Source organism: Citrobacter sp. wls711 (assembly GCF_005281055.1).
Taxonomy (GTDB): domain Bacteria; phylum Pseudomonadota; class Gammaproteobacteria; order Enterobacterales; family Enterobacteriaceae; genus Citrobacter; species Citrobacter gillenii.
On the sequence record NZ_SZXC01000027.1, the window covers coordinates 218,231 to 235,772 of the forward strand.

19 protein-coding genes are annotated in these 17,542 nt (G+C 53.6%); 9 read left to right on the forward strand and 10 right to left on the reverse strand.

What is annotated here, in order from left to right:
- Positions 1 to 41 precede the first annotated feature (41 nt).
- Entirely contained in the window at positions 42 to 602 is a 561-nt protein-coding gene (locus FDW98_RS13540) for a MarR family winged helix-turn-helix transcriptional regulator (protein WP_096756900.1), read from the forward strand.
- A 42-nt stretch (positions 603 to 644) separates the two neighbouring features.
- Here FDW98_RS13540 and mppA read toward each other — a convergent pair whose 3' ends face one another.
- Positions 645 to 2,258: a murein tripeptide ABC transporter substrate-binding protein MppA gene (mppA, locus tag FDW98_RS13545; RefSeq protein ID WP_096756899.1), complete on the reverse strand. Its 1,614-nt coding sequence runs from the start codon at positions 2,256 to 2,258 to the stop codon at positions 645 to 647.
- Positions 2,259 to 2,442: 184 nt separating this feature from the next.
- Here mppA and mpaA point away from each other — a divergent pair, with 184 nt between their 5' ends.
- Positions 2,443 to 3,171 carry a murein tripeptide amidase MpaA gene (gene mpaA / locus FDW98_RS13550; protein ID WP_096756898.1) on the forward strand — a complete coding sequence of 243 codons (729 nt, stop codon included), beginning with the start codon at positions 2,443 to 2,445 and terminating at the stop codon, positions 3,169 to 3,171.
- Here the strand turns inward: mpaA and ycjG are convergent.
- On the reverse strand, positions 3,146 to 4,111 hold the full coding sequence (gene ycjG, locus FDW98_RS13555; RefSeq protein ID WP_096756897.1) for an L-Ala-D/L-Glu epimerase: 966 nt from the start codon (positions 4,109 to 4,111) through the stop codon (positions 3,146 to 3,148). The genes mpaA and ycjG overlap by 26 nt on opposite strands.
- Positions 4,112 to 4,225: 114 nt before the next feature.
- Here ycjG and tpx point away from each other — a divergent pair, with 114 nt between their 5' ends.
- A complete protein-coding gene (tpx, locus tag FDW98_RS13560) occupies positions 4,226 to 4,732 on the forward strand; it encodes a thiol peroxidase (protein ID WP_096756896.1) in 507 nt (168 codons plus the stop codon).
- A gap of 49 nt (positions 4,733 to 4,781) precedes the next feature.
- Here the strand turns inward: tpx and tyrR are convergent, their stop codons facing one another.
- The 8 genes from tyrR to pspA form a co-directional block, all read right to left on the reverse strand.
- Positions 4,782 to 6,326 carry a transcriptional regulator TyrR gene (tyrR, locus tag FDW98_RS13565; protein WP_096756895.1) on the reverse strand — a complete coding sequence of 515 codons (1,545 nt, stop codon included), beginning with the start codon at positions 6,324 to 6,326 and terminating at the stop codon, positions 4,782 to 4,784.
- 146 nt (positions 6,327 to 6,472) lie between these two features.
- A complete protein-coding gene (locus tag FDW98_RS13570) occupies positions 6,473 to 7,534 on the reverse strand; it encodes a YcjF family protein (protein WP_096756894.1) in 1,062 nt (353 codons plus the stop codon).
- Positions 7,531 to 8,928: a YcjX family protein gene (locus FDW98_RS13575; RefSeq protein ID WP_096759391.1), complete on the reverse strand. Its 1,398-nt coding sequence runs from the start codon at positions 8,926 to 8,928 to the stop codon at positions 7,531 to 7,533. The genes FDW98_RS13570 and FDW98_RS13575 overlap by 4 nt, the downstream gene beginning before the upstream one ends.
- A 142-nt stretch (positions 8,929 to 9,070) precedes the next feature.
- Positions 9,071 to 9,388 carry a thiosulfate sulfurtransferase PspE gene (pspE, locus tag FDW98_RS13580; protein WP_096756893.1) on the reverse strand — a complete coding sequence of 106 codons (318 nt, stop codon included), beginning with the start codon at positions 9,386 to 9,388 and terminating at the stop codon, positions 9,071 to 9,073.
- A 76-nt stretch (positions 9,389 to 9,464) separates the two neighbouring features.
- Positions 9,465 to 9,686, reverse strand: a complete 222-nt coding sequence (gene pspD / locus FDW98_RS13585; protein WP_096756892.1) for a phage shock protein PspD — start codon at positions 9,684 to 9,686, stop codon at positions 9,465 to 9,467.
- Between the two features lie 8 nt (positions 9,687 to 9,694).
- Positions 9,695 to 10,054: an envelope stress response membrane protein PspC gene (gene pspC / locus FDW98_RS13590; protein WP_096756891.1), complete on the reverse strand. Its 360-nt coding sequence runs from the start codon at positions 10,052 to 10,054 to the stop codon at positions 9,695 to 9,697.
- Positions 10,054 to 10,278, reverse strand: a complete 225-nt coding sequence (gene pspB, locus FDW98_RS13595) for an envelope stress response membrane protein PspB (protein ID WP_096756890.1) — start codon at positions 10,276 to 10,278, stop codon at positions 10,054 to 10,056. Before pspB ends, pspC begins: the two co-directional genes overlap by 1 nt.
- A gap of 54 nt (positions 10,279 to 10,332) precedes the next feature.
- Positions 10,333 to 11,001: a phage shock protein PspA gene (pspA, locus tag FDW98_RS13600; RefSeq protein WP_096756889.1), complete on the reverse strand. Its 669-nt coding sequence runs from the start codon at positions 10,999 to 11,001 to the stop codon at positions 10,333 to 10,335.
- A 170-nt stretch (positions 11,002 to 11,171) separates the two neighbouring features.
- On the opposite strand from pspA, the gene pspF reads away from it, so the two are divergent.
- The 6 genes from pspF (at position 11,172) to sapF (ending at position 17,541) form a co-directional block, all read left to right on the forward strand.
- The gene (gene pspF, locus FDW98_RS13605; protein ID WP_096756888.1) at positions 11,172 to 12,146 is read left to right on the forward strand and encodes a phage shock protein operon transcriptional activator; all 975 of its coding nucleotides are present in this window, start codon (positions 11,172 to 11,174) and stop codon (positions 12,144 to 12,146) included.
- A 112-nt stretch (positions 12,147 to 12,258) separates the two neighbouring features.
- Positions 12,259 to 13,902: an ABC transporter substrate-binding protein SapA gene (gene sapA, locus FDW98_RS13610; protein ID WP_096756887.1), complete on the forward strand. Its 1,644-nt coding sequence runs from the start codon at positions 12,259 to 12,261 to the stop codon at positions 13,900 to 13,902.
- Entirely contained in the window at positions 13,899 to 14,864 is a 966-nt protein-coding gene (gene sapB / locus FDW98_RS13615; protein ID WP_096756886.1) for a peptide ABC transporter permease SapB, read from the forward strand. Before sapA ends, sapB begins: the two co-directional genes overlap by 4 nt.
- Complete coding sequence (gene sapC / locus FDW98_RS13620; RefSeq protein WP_096756844.1) at positions 14,851 to 15,741, forward strand: peptide ABC transporter permease SapC; 891 nt, start codon at positions 14,851 to 14,853, stop codon at positions 15,739 to 15,741. Before sapB ends, sapC begins: the two co-directional genes overlap by 14 nt.
- On the forward strand, positions 15,741 to 16,733 hold the full coding sequence (gene sapD / locus FDW98_RS13625) for a peptide ABC transporter ATP-binding protein SapD (RefSeq protein ID WP_096756843.1): 993 nt from the start codon (positions 15,741 to 15,743) through the stop codon (positions 16,731 to 16,733). The genes sapC and sapD overlap by 1 nt, the downstream gene beginning before the upstream one ends.
- 1 nt (position 16,734) lies before the next feature.
- On the forward strand, positions 16,735 to 17,541 hold the full coding sequence (sapF, locus tag FDW98_RS13630; RefSeq protein WP_096756842.1) for a peptide ABC transporter ATP-binding protein SapF: 807 nt from the start codon (positions 16,735 to 16,737) through the stop codon (positions 17,539 to 17,541).
- Position 17,542 lies beyond the last annotated feature (1 nt).

The following is a 17,542-nucleotide window of genomic DNA, read 5'->3' on the forward strand; positions in this document are numbered from 1 at the left end:
ATAGTTTTTAGTCGATACTCTATGCCGAGGAGGATTTTGTAATGCACGATATGTCACTTTTCGACGTTATGGACAGGCTTTCTAGCCTGATGCGGATGTGGTTTCGCCAGCATCCATTACTGTCGGATCTGCAACCAGTACAGCTCAGCGCGTTAATGTATCTGGCGCGCTGCAACCGCTATTCCAATACGCCGCTCGGCGTGACGGATTACCTCGGTCTCACCAAAGGTACGGTATCCCAGTCGCTTAAGCTTCTGGAAACCAAAGGGTTGATCGTGCGCAAGCAGGATGATCGCGATAAACGCAGCGTTCATCTGCAGTTAACTGGGTCAGCCAACACCTTACTGGATGCGCTGCTTCCCCCCACATTTTTAGTGGCAGGCGAATCGGCAATGGGTGAACGCGCGACGCAGCTAAAAGAACTGTTGTTCGAACTACTAAGAGAAATTCAGCGGACCCACAATGTGCCAGGCTTTGGTCTGTGCCATAGCTGTCGGTTTCACCAAAAAATAAAGGGTCAGGGATTTTGTAATCTGACGAAAGAGGTGTTGAGTAAAGATGATTCAATGCTAATTTGCCGGGAGCACCAGCCCCCGGAGTAACAGGAAAAGGCTGGCACGAAAATTCCCCAGCCGATACCAGATTTAATGCTTCTCAATATACATGCTGCGGCTGTATGCCACATCTTCAGGGTTGGTAATCGGATACCCCTTCAGCCATGGCTTAATTAAACGACCATTGGTGTACTGATAAATCGGAGCAATTGGCGCCTGCTCCATCAGTATTTTTTCTGCCGCATTATAGTCCGCATTACGGGCTTTTTCGGTGCTTTCCATCGTGGCCTGGGTCAACACTTTATCGTACGCGGGATTAGTAAACCGCGAAATATTGCCCGTGTGAGTCGAGGTTAATAACGACAGGAAGGTAGATGGCTCATTGTAATCCCCCACCCAGGAAGCACGGATAACATCGAAATTACCGGTATTACGACTGTCGATGTAGGTTTTCCACTCCTGGTTTTGCAACTTCACATCAACGCCCAGGTTTTTTTTCCACATTGACGCGACGGCGATGGCAATCTTCTGATGGTTTTCTGACGTATTATACAACAGCGTCAGATTTAGCGGTTTTTGCGGTCCATAGCCCGCCGCACGCAGCAGCGTCTTCGCCTGCGCGTTCAGCTCTTCCTGACTCATTTGCTCAAACGGTGAAGGTTCAGGCGTAAATCCCGCCGTGACATCCGGGGTAAAATGCCAGGCCGGTTTTTCGCCGGTTCCGAGGACTTTTTCCGCCATCAGACGACGATCGATAGTCATGCTGAGCGCCAGACGCACGCGTGAATCAGCCGTTGGACCTTTCTGGGTGTTAAACGCATAATAATAGGTGCCGAGCTGCGGCGGCGTATAAACCTGTCCCGGAATATCCTTCAGTAGTTTCTGATACATGTTCTTCGGGAAGGATTCCGTAATATCAATATCGCCAGCCAGATAACGTTTTGTTGCCGCAGATTCCTGGTTAATCGGCAGGAAAGTGACTTTTTGCAGCACGGTGTTAGCGTTATCCCAATAGTGCGTATTTGGTACCACCACCAATTTTTCGTTAACCACGCGGTCTTTTAATACATACGCGCCGTTACCGATTAAATGACCCGGTCTCGTCCACTCTTTACCACTTTCAACATTGGCTTTCTGTACCGGATAAAACGCAAAGTTAGCCGTTAAATTCGCAAACCACGGCAGCGGTTTATCCAGCTGAATTCTTAAGGTGCGGGCATCTACCGCGCTAACGCCCAGCGTATCGGGAGTGGCTTTACCATCGATAATCGACTGCGCATTATTGATCCCGGCTAGCGCCGCGAACCAGGCAAACGGAGACAGTGTTTTCGGATCAACCAGACGCTGCCAGCTGTAAACAAAATCTTGTGCCGTTACCGGCGTACCGTCGGCCCATTTGGCATTATCACGCAGCGTAAACGTCCAGACACGGTTATCGTTACTCTTCCACTGGGTGGCAACGCCAGGCACAATTTCGCCCTTTTCGTTTTGGTTAACCAGCCCTTCAAATAAATCACGAATGACCTGAATTTCTGGTAACCCCACAGCCTTGGCCGGATCGAGCGAGGCCGGTTCATCTTTGATATGACGCACCAGTTCTTGTTTCTCTGCCAGTACCGTACCGCTGGGTACATCCGCAGCCCAGGACAAGGAAATGCTGCTAACCAACAGCGCACAACAGGTTACTGGAACAGAATGCCGCATAAGATACCCTCAAATCTGACCATTAAGTGAATGTGTAATTATTTGTATCGCCAGCAGGAAATGCAATTAACTTCGGACAAGAAAGTGATATTACACCTGAAAAGATAAGTGTGTGAAAACGATTTGATTATCCATACATTTTGCACAACACTGCGAATAACAATTTATGCATTCAGAGATGACTATGACCGTTACCCGTCCCCGTGCCGAGCGCGGCGCATTTCCGCCAGGAACCGAACATTACGGACGTTCACTCTTAGGTGCCCCGTTAATTTGGTTTCCCGCGCCGGCAGCCGATCATGATAGTGGACTCATTCTGGCGGGTACCCACGGTGACGAAAACGCATCAATTGTCACGCTGTCCTGCGCCTTGCGTACGCTTACCCCTTCCCTGCGCCGTCACCACGTGGTACTGGCGGTAAACCCTGACGGGTGTCAGCTCGGCCTGCGCGCCAATGCTAACGGGGTTGATCTCAATCGTAATTTCCCGGCAGCAAACTGGAAAGCAGGTGAAACTGTCTATCGCTGGAACAGTAGTGCAGAAGAACGCGATGTGGTGCTGTTGACGGGGGATCATCCGGGTTCCGAACCGGAAACCCAGGCACTGTGTCAGTTGATTCACCGCATTCATCCCGCCTGGGTGGTCTCATTTCACGACCCGCTGGCCTGTATTGAAGATCCGAGGCACAGCGAACTGGGCGAGTGGCTGGCGCGAGGGTTTGAACTCCCCCTCGTCACCAGCGTGGGTTATGAAACGCCGGGATCATTTGGTAGCTGGTGTGCCGACCTGAACCTACACTGCATTACCGCAGAGTTCCCGCCCATATCTTCAGATGAAGCCAGCGAAAAATACCTGCTGGCGATGTCCAATTTGCTGCGCTGGCACCCTAAAGATGGAGTTGCCCGGTCGTAAAATGCAGGGCGGGCTGCACATCGTTCGCAAGCCAGGTCGGGCCGTCGAGATCGGCAAAGCAGACCTGCGGCGTCAGCGGCAAGGCGGCGTTAATCGCGCGCGATGTGCACAGCATGCATCCCAGCATCAATGCAAAACCCTGTTCTCGGGCTTCGGTCGCCAGCGCCAGTGCTTCCGTCAGGCCACCGGTTTTATCCAGCTTAATGTTCACCATCTCATAGCGTCCGTGCAACGCTTTCAGGCTACTGCGGGTATGGCAGCTTTCATCCGCGCAGATGGGCAGCGGATGCACAAAATTCTCCAGCGCGGCATCGTCCTGAGCAGGCAGCGGCTGTTCCAGCATGGCAACACCTAAGTCAGCCAGCAGCTGACAGCGTGCGGCCAGACCTTCGGCACGCCAGGACTCATTGGCATCAACAATCAACGTTGCATCAGGAACAACCGAACGAATAGCGACCATACGTTCGCTGATTAAGCGCGCATCCAGTTTGACTTTCAGCAGCGTCGCCCCGTTCTCCCACAGGGCGGCAGCGCTTGCCGCCATCTGTTCCGGCGTGCCGATCACCACCGTCTGAGCCGTCGTTACCGTTGCATCGAGTTCGACACCGACCTGCTCCACCAGGGTTTGCTGCTGTTGCCGGGCACTTAAATCCCAAAGCGCGCAGTCGACAGCATTACGTGCGGCACCGGCAGGCAGTAGCTTTTGTAAATCTTCGCGCGTCAGTCCGTTTTCCAGCTGTGGGGTGATACCCATAATTTGCGCCAGTACCGAGGCATCGCTCTCGCCATAGCGAGGATAAGGCGTACACTCGCCGATCCCCTTCACGCCGTTTTCTTCCAGTTCGACCACCACCACGTGCGCTTCGGTCCTGCTGCCACGGGCAATGACAAACGGGGTGTGTAACGGCCAGGCTTCCTCATATACCTTCACTGTTCTCATTTGTTTTCCTTATGCAGTCCCGGAAGTGGATATCCGCAAATAGCGTTTGCCGTGTTAACTGTTGATGGCATAAACTAACCTCGACGTTAACTATATGTAAACAGGAAGATAACCATGTCACAAACCGTTCATTTCCAGGGCAACCCGGTTGCCGTTGCTGGCTCCATTCCTCAGGCAGGTAGCAAAGCGCAGGCTTTTACCCTTGTGGCTAAAGACCTGTCTGACGTTACGCTGGGCCAGTTTGCCGGCAAGCGCAAAGTGCTGAATATTTTCCCAAGCATCGATACCGGCGTCTGTGCGGCATCGGTACGTAAGTTTAACCAACTGGCGACAGAAATCGACAATACTGTCGTACTGTGTATTTCAGCCGACCTGCCATTCGCCCATTCTCGCTTTTGTGGCGCGGAAGGTCTGAGCAACGTGATCACTCTGTCCACCCTGCGTAACGCGGAATTCCTGAAAAACTACGGCGTTGAAATCGCCGAAGGCCCACTGAAGGGCCTGGCCGCGCGTGCCGTGGTGGTTATCGACGAGAATGACAACGTCATTTTCAGCCAGCTGGTGAATGAAATCACCAACGAGCCAGACTATGCTGCCGCTCTGGACGTACTGAAAGCCTAAGTCGCCCTAAAGCAAAAAGCCTCCATTCGGAGGCTTTTTCATCTACGTATTACTCTTCGCTTTTTTTCTGCTGACTCAGACCGTATTCACGTAACTTATTGGCGATAGCGGTGTGCGAAACGCCAAGTCGTTTGGCCAGTTTGCGCGTACTGGGATAATTAATATACAGCTGCGTCAGGACAGAGCGCTCGAAGCGGCTGGTAATTTCATCCAGCGACCCTTCCATCACCTCTTCCCCCACAGCTACCGTCGCCGCATCATAATCCGGTAATAAGATATCCTGTGGCCGCAGTTCGTACCCTTCAAGCTGGGTTAATGCCCGGTAGATAGCATTTTTCAACTGGCGCACGTTACCCGGCCAACCGTAGCGGGTTAACACCGTACTGAGATCGGCGGACAGTTTCGGGCGCGGCACGCCCTGTTCGTCGGCAAAACGCGCCACAAACAGCTCGGTGAGCGGCATAATGTCTTGCGGACAATCGCGCAGCGGCGGCAGGTTGAGCGTCAGTACATTCAGCCGATAATAGAGATCTTCGCGGAACAAACCTTTCTGTACCAGCTCCACCAGATTTTTTTGCGTGGCGCAAATCACACGGACATCAACGTGAACCTCATGATCTTCGCCGACGCGGCGGAAGGTCCCGTCATTAAGAAAACGCAGCAATTTGGTCTGCATGCTCGGCGACATTTCGCCAATTTCATCCAACAGTACTGAACCACCGTTAGCCTGCTCAAAGAAACCTTTTTTACCTTCCCCCGCATGACCAAACAGCTCGCTTTCTACCGCATCTTCAGGGATCGACGCACAATTCAGCGCCAGATAAGGTTTCGCCGCTCGCGGGCTTGCCAGATGGCAGGCATGGGCAAACAGATCTTTCCCCGTCCCGGTATTGCCGGTAATCAGCAGCGGTGCGCTCAGCATGGCCAGTTTACGCGCCTGTTCTACCACGTGCTTCATTTTGGCACTGACGGCAATAATCTGGCTAAAGGCGCTCAGGTCCTGGGTGGTCATGTTTTGCAACTGACGCCCCATGCGGATGGTGGAACGCAGCATCACCACCGCGCCGGTTAACATCTGTTCCTGATTTTCGCCCTGCAAATGGACAGGGGTTATTTCCATCAGGAAATTCTGTCCATTAATGACGACATGCTCGCTGTGGGAATCCTGCGGATTGCTCTCCAGCCAGCGCTGGAAGTTAAAGCCATTGATGAGTTGCGCCGCCGTGTGGTTGCGCATACGATCCTGCGTGTGGGCAAAAAGCTGGCAGCTCGCCGGGTTCGCCATCTCCACTTTGCTTTTCATGTCCAGTGAAAGGACCGGTTCAGGCAGCGCCTCAAGCAGCGCGCTCAGCGCCAGGTGTTCGCGTTCAGAAGGCATCCAGGGCACGGTGCGCACATCCGTTACACCGGCAATACGGCGGATTTCAGCCATCAGGCTGCTGAAGTTGGTGAACTCCAGTTCCGCAAAATTAAGGTAGATTCGCCCGATGGGGTCGATCTCGATACCGCGTAAGTCAATGCCTCGAAGCACCAGTAAATCGAGTAATTCGCGGGTCAGACCAAGTCGGTCTTCACAAAACACTTCCAGACGCATGGGAACCTTCACCTAAACAAGGGATCATGTGATAGATGATAAGCCAGTATTTCGTTAGCAGGAAGGACTCTGTCAACAAATATTGACAGCACGCTGGAAAATTAGGCGCCGGGGCGTAAAGTTATACAATCGGCGCCCATTTTTACTCAGCTTTCACGCGCAGGTTTATTCTTTTGTACGGTCTCTTTGACCTGAGTGATCAGCTGGCGACGGAAATCACCGAGACGCGGTTTATCATCGTCAATCCACGGCAGCGGACGACACAGTTCCATCGCTTTAATCCCCAGACGCGCCGTTAACAATCCGGCGCCAATGCCCTGGGCAGCTCGCGTGGATAAACGTGCGGCCAGATCCTGCGACATCCAGTCCATACCGACTTCGCGAACCAGTTCACTGGCCCCGGCAAAGGCAATATTCAGCAGCACCAGGCGGAACAGGCGCAAGCGGCTGTAATAGCCCAGTTCGATGCCGTATAGCGTCGCAATACGGTTAATCAATCGCAGATTTCGCCAGGCGATAAATGCCATGTCCACCAGCGCCAGCGGGCTGACGGCGATCATCAACGTAGATTCTGCCGCCGAGCGGCTGATTTCGCGCCGCGCCTGCGCATCCAGCACCGGCTGCACCAGATGAGCATACAGGCTCACCACTTCACGATCGTTTTGCGTTTCGTGTATAGAGGCATACCAGCGCTGTAGCGCCGGATGAGACTGGTCGATACCCGCCTGCTGTGCCAGCTTTTCACAAAACGCGCGCCCTTTGCCGGCGCCGTGGCTATGCAACAAATCCCGAGCTTCATCACGCTCGTGCGCGCGCTGGCGCAAACGCCACAGCCGACGCCACTCCGTTGCCACCGAACCGACACCGGCGCCAACAATCAGCGCTCCGGCGACACAGCCACCCAGCGCAACCCAGTCCTGCGTTTGCCAGGCATTCATCGTCCACTGCACACCCTGTGCGACCACGCTGACGCCAAACAATGCCAGCCCGCTCATCACCATTTTGCGCCACAGACTACGCTTAGGACGTAAAGCAGCATCAATGACCGCTTCGGCCTGTCCTTCATCTGCCAGCGGCTCGTCTAACTGAGCCGGAGAAAAAGTCTGCGCTTGCGTATCGTCGAACATCTGCTGCGCTTTAAAAGCCGGACGTTGATCAACGTCCAACGGTCCTGAGAAATCGATACGCGGTTTTAACGGCTCGCTCATCGCAATTTATCTCCTATTAAAAACTCCAGCGCGGCATCAAGACGAATGTGCGGTAAGGGCTTATCCACATCCATGACCTGCGGACGAAACGCTTCAAACTGAAAGCCCTGACTGTCCCAAAACGCCTGACCCGGTAAGCGTGCTGGCACCTCTCCCGGATAGACGGTTAGCGGCGCGCCGTCGCTCAGGCGGTTCCCCCGCAGTGCCGGGATCTTCTCGCCTTTCACATCGATCAATCCGCTGGTAGTGGCCTGTACCGACGCCAGCCCCAGACAATCCATGCTGATGCCTTCAAAGGCGGCATTTTGCCAGGCATCCTGGATCAGTTGCTGCAGTAGCGACACCATGTTGGCATGCTGATCGACCGTCACGTGGTCGGCTTTGGTAGCGGCAAACAGTAACTTGTCGATCACCGGTGAGAACAACCGCCGGAACAATGTACGCTGACCATAATGGAAGCTTTGCATCAACTGCGTGAGCGCCAGACGCATATCGTTAAACGCTTGTGGTCCGCTATTGAGCGGTTGCAGGCAGTCAACCAGCACAATCTGACGGTCAAAGCGCAGGAAGTGATTCTTATAAAACCCCTTCACCACTTTCTCGCAGTAGTAATTGAACCGATCGCGCAGCATGCCAGCGTTGGTGTGTTTATCAGCCTGCGCCAGTTTCGATTCGCCATACGCGTCAACATCCGGCCACGGGAAAAACTGCAGCGCGGGTGCGCCCGCCATATCGCCCGGCAGAACAAAACGCCCCGGCTGAATAAAATGCAGGCCCTGCTGCTTACACTGATGCAAATAATCCGTCCAGGCGGCGGCAATCTCCGCCAGACGATTTTCATCGGCGGGCGCTAAGGGATCTAACCCCTGACTTAACTGCCGCCATTTTACCGACCATTCTGCCCGCTGGCCCTGCAATAATCCGGTCATTTGCCGCGACCAGCTCAGGTAATCCTGTGCCAGCATCGGCAAATCAAGCAGCCATTCGCCCGGATAATCGACGATCTCCAGATATAACGTGGAGGTGTCTTTAAAGTGGCGCAGCAATGAGTCATTGGACTTATAACGCAGCGCCAGACGAATCTCACTCACGCCGCGCGTCGGTGTCGGCCAGGTCGGCGGAGCGCCGTACAGCTGGGCCAGCCCTTCATCATAGGTAAAGCGCGGAATGCCAAAGTCGCGTTGTGGAACCCGTTTAACGCCGAGCAGACGCTCTTCGCGCACCGCACTGAGCAGCGGCAGACGAGCGCCGGCATGAATATTGAGTAATTGGTTCACCATCGCAGTGATAAACGCGGTCTTACCACTGCGGCTAAGCCCGGTGACAGCCAGACGCAGATGCCTGTCCACGCCGCGATTCACCAGCGAATTGAGTTCATTTTTGAGTCGCTTCATCGCCATCCCGTTATGCTGAAGGAACCGTAGGAAATATAACAAACAGGAAGTAAAGATAGGGGGTAATTCTTATTTATCAACTACCTGAGGTCTAGCAGGCGACAAAAAATAATGCCGCCCGAAATAGATGTACATTGCGCGATTATTTGTTTTCTACTTTCGGAAGATCAATGCTTTTGATCCCCCCTTCATTTGTTACCTGCATGTATCCCATCTCGGTAAGCATATCTTTCGCCTGTCCCGATTGCCGCCCGGAATTACAGTACAGTTTCACGGTGTCGGTCTTATCCGGAACCTCGGACGCGATGTGCGCTTTGAGATCTTTTAAGGGAATGTTGACGGCTCCCTGAACATGCTCCTGCTGGTATTGCTCAGGTACGCGGACATCAATCCAATGTTCCGCGGCAAAAACCGGCATACCGATGAGCAACGCTAGCGCGAATACCCCTTTTCTCAACATAGTATCGTCCTGTTAAATGACCTAATTTCATCTAACACTATATAACTGATCTTAAGAAAATATTGCGAGCGCACTATCACTGACCATAACGGCGGGATATTTTTTTGGCGACCTTGTTCAATAAAGGTTCAAGCATCAAAACCAGCAACATTTTTAGCGGGCGACGGGCGACGGATTTTACCGCCCACCCGGCGACGCCCGCCGGGCCGTAGCGAAGTGCCGTAAACAGAACCAGCTTACCTGCTAATTTAACGCCAGGCTTTACCCTCTGCCCGGCACGTTGCCAGCGATTGTTCATCTCATTCCTCACAGTTGACGGAAGCGGCTACGCAATGTGAAGGTATCTGACGTCACATAACGCTCCATATCCCGCAAACGATTTTCACTGGCCGCCAGTTCGCGGTCGACGGCATCCAACAGTTCCCCGCTGGACGGTTGCTGTTCACCGGTTGCGACATTGTCCGGCATTGGATCCAGCACAAAAGTCAGTACGATATAGGCCACCAGGGTGAAAAAGGCCAGGCCGAAGAAAATCGACAGTACTACCAGAATCCGTACCAGCTTCACCGGCACGTCGAGATACTGCGCGATACCTGCGCAGACCCCCTTCACCATGCCCTGCTGCGGAATACGCCACAACTTTTTGTTCAGGTTAACGCCTCCCATTAGCGGTCCCTCCAGTTAGGATGTTCAGCATCCAGAATGTCTTCCAGCGTCTGAATACGCTCACGCATGCGCTGCGCTTCAGCGTTCAGATCCACTAAACGCTGCTGTTCGTTCTGCGACAATTCGCCACGACTGGAACGGTTGCTGTAATGCAGCCATAACCAAATCGGTAAAACAAACAGCACAAAGATGGTTAACGGGATGGCCAGAAATAGCGCGCTCATGAGTACTCCTTACAGGTGATGAGCGGCGGCGCGTTCGGGCGCCGCCAGATATTATTATTGCTTGTCTTGCTGCATTTTGGCTTTCAGTTGCGCCAACTGCTCGCTAATTTCATCATCCGCTTTCAGGTCGGCGAATTGCTGATCCAGCGATTTTTGCTTACCAAAGTTATGGCTTTCAGCTTCAGCTTCCATATGGTCGATACGACGCTCAAAAGACTCAAAGCGCGCCATGGCTTCATCGAGCTTACCGCTGTCCAGTTGACGACGAACATCACGTGAAGAACTGGCGGCCTGATGACGCAGGGTCAATGCCTGCTGACGAGCACGGGTTTCGCTGAGTTTATTTTCCAGCTCGCCAATCTCTTTTTTCATGCGTGACAGCGTGTCATCAACCAGCGTCACTTCATGTTCCAGCGAGGCGATCAGATCGGTAAGCTTCTGCTTTTCAATTAAGGCAGATCGCGCCAAATCTTCTTTCTCTTTACGCAGCGCCAGTTCTGCTTTTTCCTGCCACTCAACCTGTTGCGCGGTGGCCTGTTCAATACGGCGGGATAGCTGTTTCTTTTCCGCCAGCGCACGTGCCGAGTTCGAACGCACCTCAACCAACGTGTCTTCCATTTCCTGAATCATTAACCGCACCAGCTTCTGCGGATCTTCAGCCTTTTCCAGCAACGCATTGATGTTGGCGTTCACGATGTCGGCAAAACGAGAAAAAATACCCATAATGTAATCCTCACTGATAGTTCTGATATCGGGCGATGCCCTGCTGCTGGATTAATGCAGATTGCGTGCCAACTTTATAACTACTTGATTATAAAAATAATAGTTAATTTTACCTGATAGCGAAATTAGGGTACATTGGTGAATAACACTAACAAATAGTGAATTTCATCATGACCGGATACAAAGACAACCTCCTCGGCGAAGCCAACAGTTTCATCGAGGTGCTTGAGCAAGTTTCTCAGCTGGCGCCGCTGGATAAACCGGTACTGGTGATCGGTGAGCGCGGCACCGGCAAAGAGCTGATCGCTAACCGCCTGCATTACCTCTCTTCGCGCTGGCAAGGGCCGTTTATTTCGCTGAACTGCGCGGCGCTCAATGAAAACTTACTCGATTCAGAACTGTTCGGTCACGAAGCTGGCGCCTTTACCGGCGCACAAAAACGTCATCCCGGACGCTTTGAACGCGCTGATGGCGGGACGCTGTTTCTTGATGAACTGGCCACCGCCCCGATGCTGGTACAGGAAAAACTGCTACGGGTGATTGAATACGGGGAACTCGAACGTGTTGGCGGCAGCCAACCGCTGCAGGTTAACGTGCGCCTGGTCTGCGCCACCAACGCCGATTTACCGCGGATGGTTAATGAAGGGACGTTTCGCGCGGACCTGCTCGACAGGCTGGCCTTCGATGTGGTGCAACTTCCCCCGTTGCGGGAGCGTCAAAGCGACATCATGCTAATGGCCGAGCACTTTGCCATTCAAATGTGCCGGGAAATTGGCTTACCACTGTTTCCAGGCTTTAGCGCACAGGCCAGGGATACTCTGCTGCACTACCGTTGGCCGGGCAATATTCGTGAGCTGAAAAACGTCGTCGAGCGCTCTGTTTACCGCCACGGCACCAGCGAATTTCCACTGGATGAAGTCGTGATTGACCCTTTCAAACGCCACACCGTACAACCTCAAGAGCAGGAAACTCACTCCGCGCCGGTGACACTGCCGCTGGATCTACGTGAATTCCAGCAGCAACAAGAAAAAGCATTTCTGCAAACCAGCTTGCAGCAGGCAAAGTTTAATCAGAAAAAGGCGGCAGAATTACTCGGGCTGACCTACCACCAGCTGCGGGCATTGCTCAAAAAACATCAGATTTAGCGGTTCCTTGACCTGAATCGCACACATTTACGCCAGTTACCTGCAGACATTTTTACCTGACGGGCCGTTGTGCGATACACTTTGCAGATCGACTCTAAAAACCTTAAAAATTATGCGCCTGGTTTTATCATCTCTGATTGTGATGGCTGGACTTCTGAGTGGTCAGGCTGCTGCCGCGCCTGAGCAGACCACGCACGCTGATATTCGTGACAGCGGCTTTGTCTATTGCGTCAGCGGACAGGTCAATACGTTCAACCCACAAAAAGCGAGCAGTGGACTGATCGTCGACACGCTTGCCGCCCAACTTTATGACCGTCTGCTTGATGTGGATCCTTACACCTATCGCCTGGTGCCAGAACTGGCCGAAAGCTGGGAAGTGCTGGATAACGGCGCAACGTACCGCTTCCACCTGCGTCGTGACGTGCCATTTCAAAAAACCACCTGGTTCACCCCTACTCGTAAACTGAATGCAGACGATGTGGTGTTTACCTTCGAGCGAATCTTTGACCGCCAGCATCCGTGGCACAATGTTAACGGCAGTAGCTTCCCCTACTTTGATAGCCTCCAGTTCGCCGATAACGTGCAAAGCGTACGCAAGCTGGACAGCCATACCGTTGAATTTCGCCTGATTCAACCGGATGCGTCTTTCCTGTGGCATCTGGCCACGCATTATGCGTCAGTAATGTCAGCAGAATATGCCTCTCAGTTGGCAAAACAGGATCGCAAGGAATTACTGGACCGACAGCCTGTCGGTACCGGTCCGTATCAGCTTTCGGAAAATCGTGGCGGGCAATATATTCGCCTGCAGCGTCACGACGCGTTCTGGCGCGGGAAACCCTTAATGCCGCAGGTCGTCGTTGATCTCGGTTCTGGTGGAACCGGGCGCTTATCGAAACTGCTCACCGGTGAATGCGACGTGCTGGCCTGGCCTGCTGCCAGTCAGCTCAGCATCTTACGTGATGACCCACGTTTGCGCCTGACGCTGCGCCCTGGGATGAACATTGCTTACCTGGCTTTCAATACCAATAAACCCCCGTTGAACAACCCGGCCGTGCGTCATGCACTGGCGCTGGCAATCAACAACCAGCGGCTGATGCAGTCGATCTATTACGGTACAGCAGAAACCGCCGCATCTATTTTGCCGCGCGCCTCGTGGGCGTATGACAACGAAGCTAAAATTACAGAATACAATCCGGCAAAATCTCGCGAGCAGTTAAAAGCGCTGGGGCTGGAGAATCTGACGTTACAACTTTGGGTACCAACCAGCTCCCAGGCCTGGAACCCCAGCCCGCTGAAAACCGCCGAGCTTATTCAAGCGGACATGGCGCAGGTTGGCGTGAAAGTGAAGATTATTCCGGTGGAAGGTCGTTTTCAGGAGGCGAGATTAATGGATATGAACCATGATCTGACGTTGTCCGGTTGGGCGACAGACAGTAACGATCCTGACAGTTTTTTCCGTCCGCTGCTTAGCTGTGCCGCCATCAACTCGCAGACCAACTTTGCCCATTGGTGTGATCCGGAGTTTGACAGCGTTCTGCGCAAAGCGCTGTCATCGCAGCAGCTCTCGTCGCGCATTGATGCCTATGACGAAGCGCAAACGATCCTGGCACGAGAGCTACCCATCCTGCCGCTGGCCTCTTCACTGCGTTTGCAGGCCTATCGCTATGACATCAAAGGTCTGGTACTCAGCCCATTCGGTAATGCCTCCTTTGCCGGCGTATCCAGGGAAAAGAAAGATGAGGTGAAAAAACCATGATTATCTTTACCCTGCGTCGCTTTCTACTGCTCCTGGTCACCCTGTTCTTCCTGACGTTTATCGGGTTCAGCCTGAGTTATTTTACCCCCCATGCTCCTCTGCAGGGTGCGTCGCTGTGGAATGCGTGGGTATTCTGGTTCAATGGCCTCATCCACTGGGATTTCGGTGTATCCAGCATTAACGGACAACTGATCTCGGAACAGTTGAAAGAAGTGTTCCCGGCCACAATGGAATTGTGCGTTCTCGCCTTCGGTTTTGCGCTAATGGTCGGTATCCCGATTGGCATGCTGGCGGGGATCACACGCAATAAATGGCCGGATCGATGCATTAGTGCCTTTGCCCTGATGGGTTTTTCCATCCCGGTTTTTTGGTTAGCACTGTTGCTGACGCTGTTCTTCTCGCTAACGCTCGGGTGGCTGCCCGTGTCTGGTCGTTTTGATCTGCTTTATGAAGTCAAACCCGTCACCGGTCTTGCTATCGTCGACGCGTGGCTTTCCGACTCGCCGTGGCGCGATGAAATGCTGGTCAGCGCAATACGCCACATGGTGCTGCCGGTGTTAACGCTCTCCGTTGCGCCAACGACCGAAGTCATTCGCCTGATGCGTATCAGTACCATCGAGGTGTTCGATCAAAATTACGTAAAAGCGGCGGCCACTCGCGGCCTGTCACGGCTGACCATTTTGCGTCGCCACGTACTGCATAATGCCCTGCCGCCGGTGATCCCGCGACTTGGTCTCCAGTTTTCCACCATGCTGACGCTGGCGATGATCACCGAGATGGTCTTTAGCTGGCCAGGCCTTGGCCGCTGGCTGATCAACGCCATTCGCCAGCAGGATTACGCCGCAATTTCAGCCGGCGTGATGGTGATTGGCTCACTGGTCATTATCGTTAACGTGATTTCTGATATTTTGGGTGCTATGGCTAACCCTCTGAAACATAAGGAATGGTATGCCTTACGATAGCGTATACAGCGAAAAGCGCCCGCCTGGCACGCTGCGTACCGCGTGGCGCAATTTTTATGGCGATGCGTCTGCAATGGTCGGTCTGTATGGCTGTGCGGGACTGGCCATACTGTGTGTTTTCGGTGGCTGGTTTGCGCCTTATGGTATCGATCAGCAATTTCTGGGGTATCAACTGCTCCCGCCTTCCTGGTCGCGCTATGGCGAGGTGTCATTCTTCCTTGGGACCGACGATCTGGGACGTGACGTATTAAGCCGCCTGCTGAGCGGTGCAGCTCCCACTGTCGGCGGCGCATTTGTTGTCACGCTCGCCGCCACGATATGTGGTCTGGTATTGGGGGTTTTAGCCGGGGCAACCCACGGTTTACGCTCGGCAGTGTTGAACCATATTCTCGATACACTGCTCTCGATCCCGTCGCTGCTGCTGGCGATCATTGTGGTGGCGTTTGCTGGCCCCCATCTGACGCACGCGATGTTTGCCGTCTGGCTGGCGCTGTTGCCACGCATGGTGCGCTCTGTCTATAGCATGGTGCATGACGAGCTGGAAAAAGAGTATGTCATTGCTGCCCGTCTGGATGGTGCCTCCACGCTCAACATTCTGTGGTTTGCGATTTTGCCCAATATTACCGCTGGGCTTATCACTGAGATCACCCGCGCTTTGTCGATGGCGATTCTGGATATTGCCGCACTGGGCTTTCTCGACCTCGGCGCACAGCTTCCGTCGCCGGAATGGGGAGCCATGCTGGGCGACGCGCTGGAGTTAATTTACGTTGCCCCATGGACCGTGATGTTGCCCGGGGCGGCGATCATGATTAGCGTGCTGCTGGTAAACCTGTTAGGTGACGGTGTACGCCGCGCAATTATCGCGGGGGTGGAATAATGCCATTACTGGATATTCGTAACCTGACCATCGAGTTCAGGACCGGTGACGACTGGGTAAAGGCCGTTGATCGCGTCAGTATGACCCTCAATGAAGGCGAGATCCGTGGGCTGGTCGGTGAATCTGGCTCCGGTAAAAGTCTGATCGCCAAGGCCATTTGCGGCGTGGCGAAGGACAACTGGCGCGTGACCGCAGACCGCATGCGCTTTGATGATATCGATCTGCTACGACTGTCTGCCCGCGAGCGGCGCAAACTGGTCGGGCATAATGTGTCCATGATCTTTCAGGAACCGCAGTCCTGTCTCGATCCGTCTGAGCGCGTCGGACGACAACTGATGCAAAACATTCCCGCCTGGACCTATAAAGGGCGCTGGTGGCAACGCATTGGCTGGCGCAAACGCCGCGCGATTGAACTGCTGCACCGCGTCGGGATAAAAGACCATAAAGATGCGATGCGCAGCTTCCCGTATGAGTTGACGGACGGCGAGTGCCAGAAAGTCATGATTGCCATTGCCCTGGCGAATCAGCCACGTTTGCTGATTGCCGATGAGCCGACCAATGCGATGGAGCCCACCACTCAGGCGCAAATTTTCCGTCTGCTAACCCGGCTCAATCAAAACAGCAATACCACCATTTTGCTGATCAGCCATGACCTGCAAATGCTCAGCCAGTGGGCGGATAAAATCAACGTAATGTACTGCGGACAAACGGTGGAAACCGCACCAAGTAAAGATTTGGTGACGATTCCTCACCATCCTTATACACAAGCGTTGATCCGCGCCATTCCTGATTTTGGTAGCCCAATGCCGCATAAAAGCCGCCTGAATACGATGCCTGGTGCGATCCCGTTATTGGAACAGTTACCTATGGGGTGCCGTTTGGGGCCGCGCTGCCCTTACGCTCAACGTGAGTGCATTGAAACCCCACGACTGACCGGAGCAAAGAATCATCTCTATGCCTGTCATTTCCCGCTGAACATGGAGAGAGAGTGAGATGGTAGAAACACTGCTCGAAGTACGTAACCTGAGCAAAACCTTTCGCTACCGGACGGGCTTGTTTCGTCGCCAGACGGTAGAAGCCGTCAAGCCACTGAGTTTTACGCTGCGTGAGCGCCAGACGCTTGCCGTCATTGGCGAAAACGGCTCCGGTAAATCGACGCTGGCGAAAATGCTGGCCGGAATGGTTGAGCCGACCAGCGGTGAGCTGCTGATTGACGATCATCCGTTAAAATACGGTGATTATTCTTTTCGCAGCCAGCGCATTCGTATGATTTTCCAGGATCCGTCAACATCGTTGAACCCGCGTCAACGTATCTCGCAGATCCTCGATTTTCCGCTACGTCTGAATACCGACCTTGAGCCGGAGCAACGCCGCAAGCAGATCGTCGAAACCATGCGCATGGTCGGTCTGCTGCCCGATCACGTTAGCTACTACCCGCATATGTTGGCGCCAGGACAAAAACAGCGCTTGGGGTTAGCTCGCGCCCTGATTTTACGTCCCAAAGTGATTATCGCAGACGAAGCGCTGGCCTCGCTGGATATGTCGATGCGTTCGCAGCTGATTAACCTGATGCTGGAGTTACAGGAGAAACAGGGTATTTCGTACATCTATGTGACGCAGCATATTGGGATGATGAAACACATCAGCGATCAGGTGTTGGTGATGCACCAGGGCGAAGTCGTCGAGCGCGGCAGTACAGCGGATGTGCTGGCCTCGCCGCTGCATGAACTGACCCGCCGCCTGATTTCCGGGCATTTCGGTGAGGCGCTGACCGCCGATGCCTGGCGCAAAGATCGCTAAC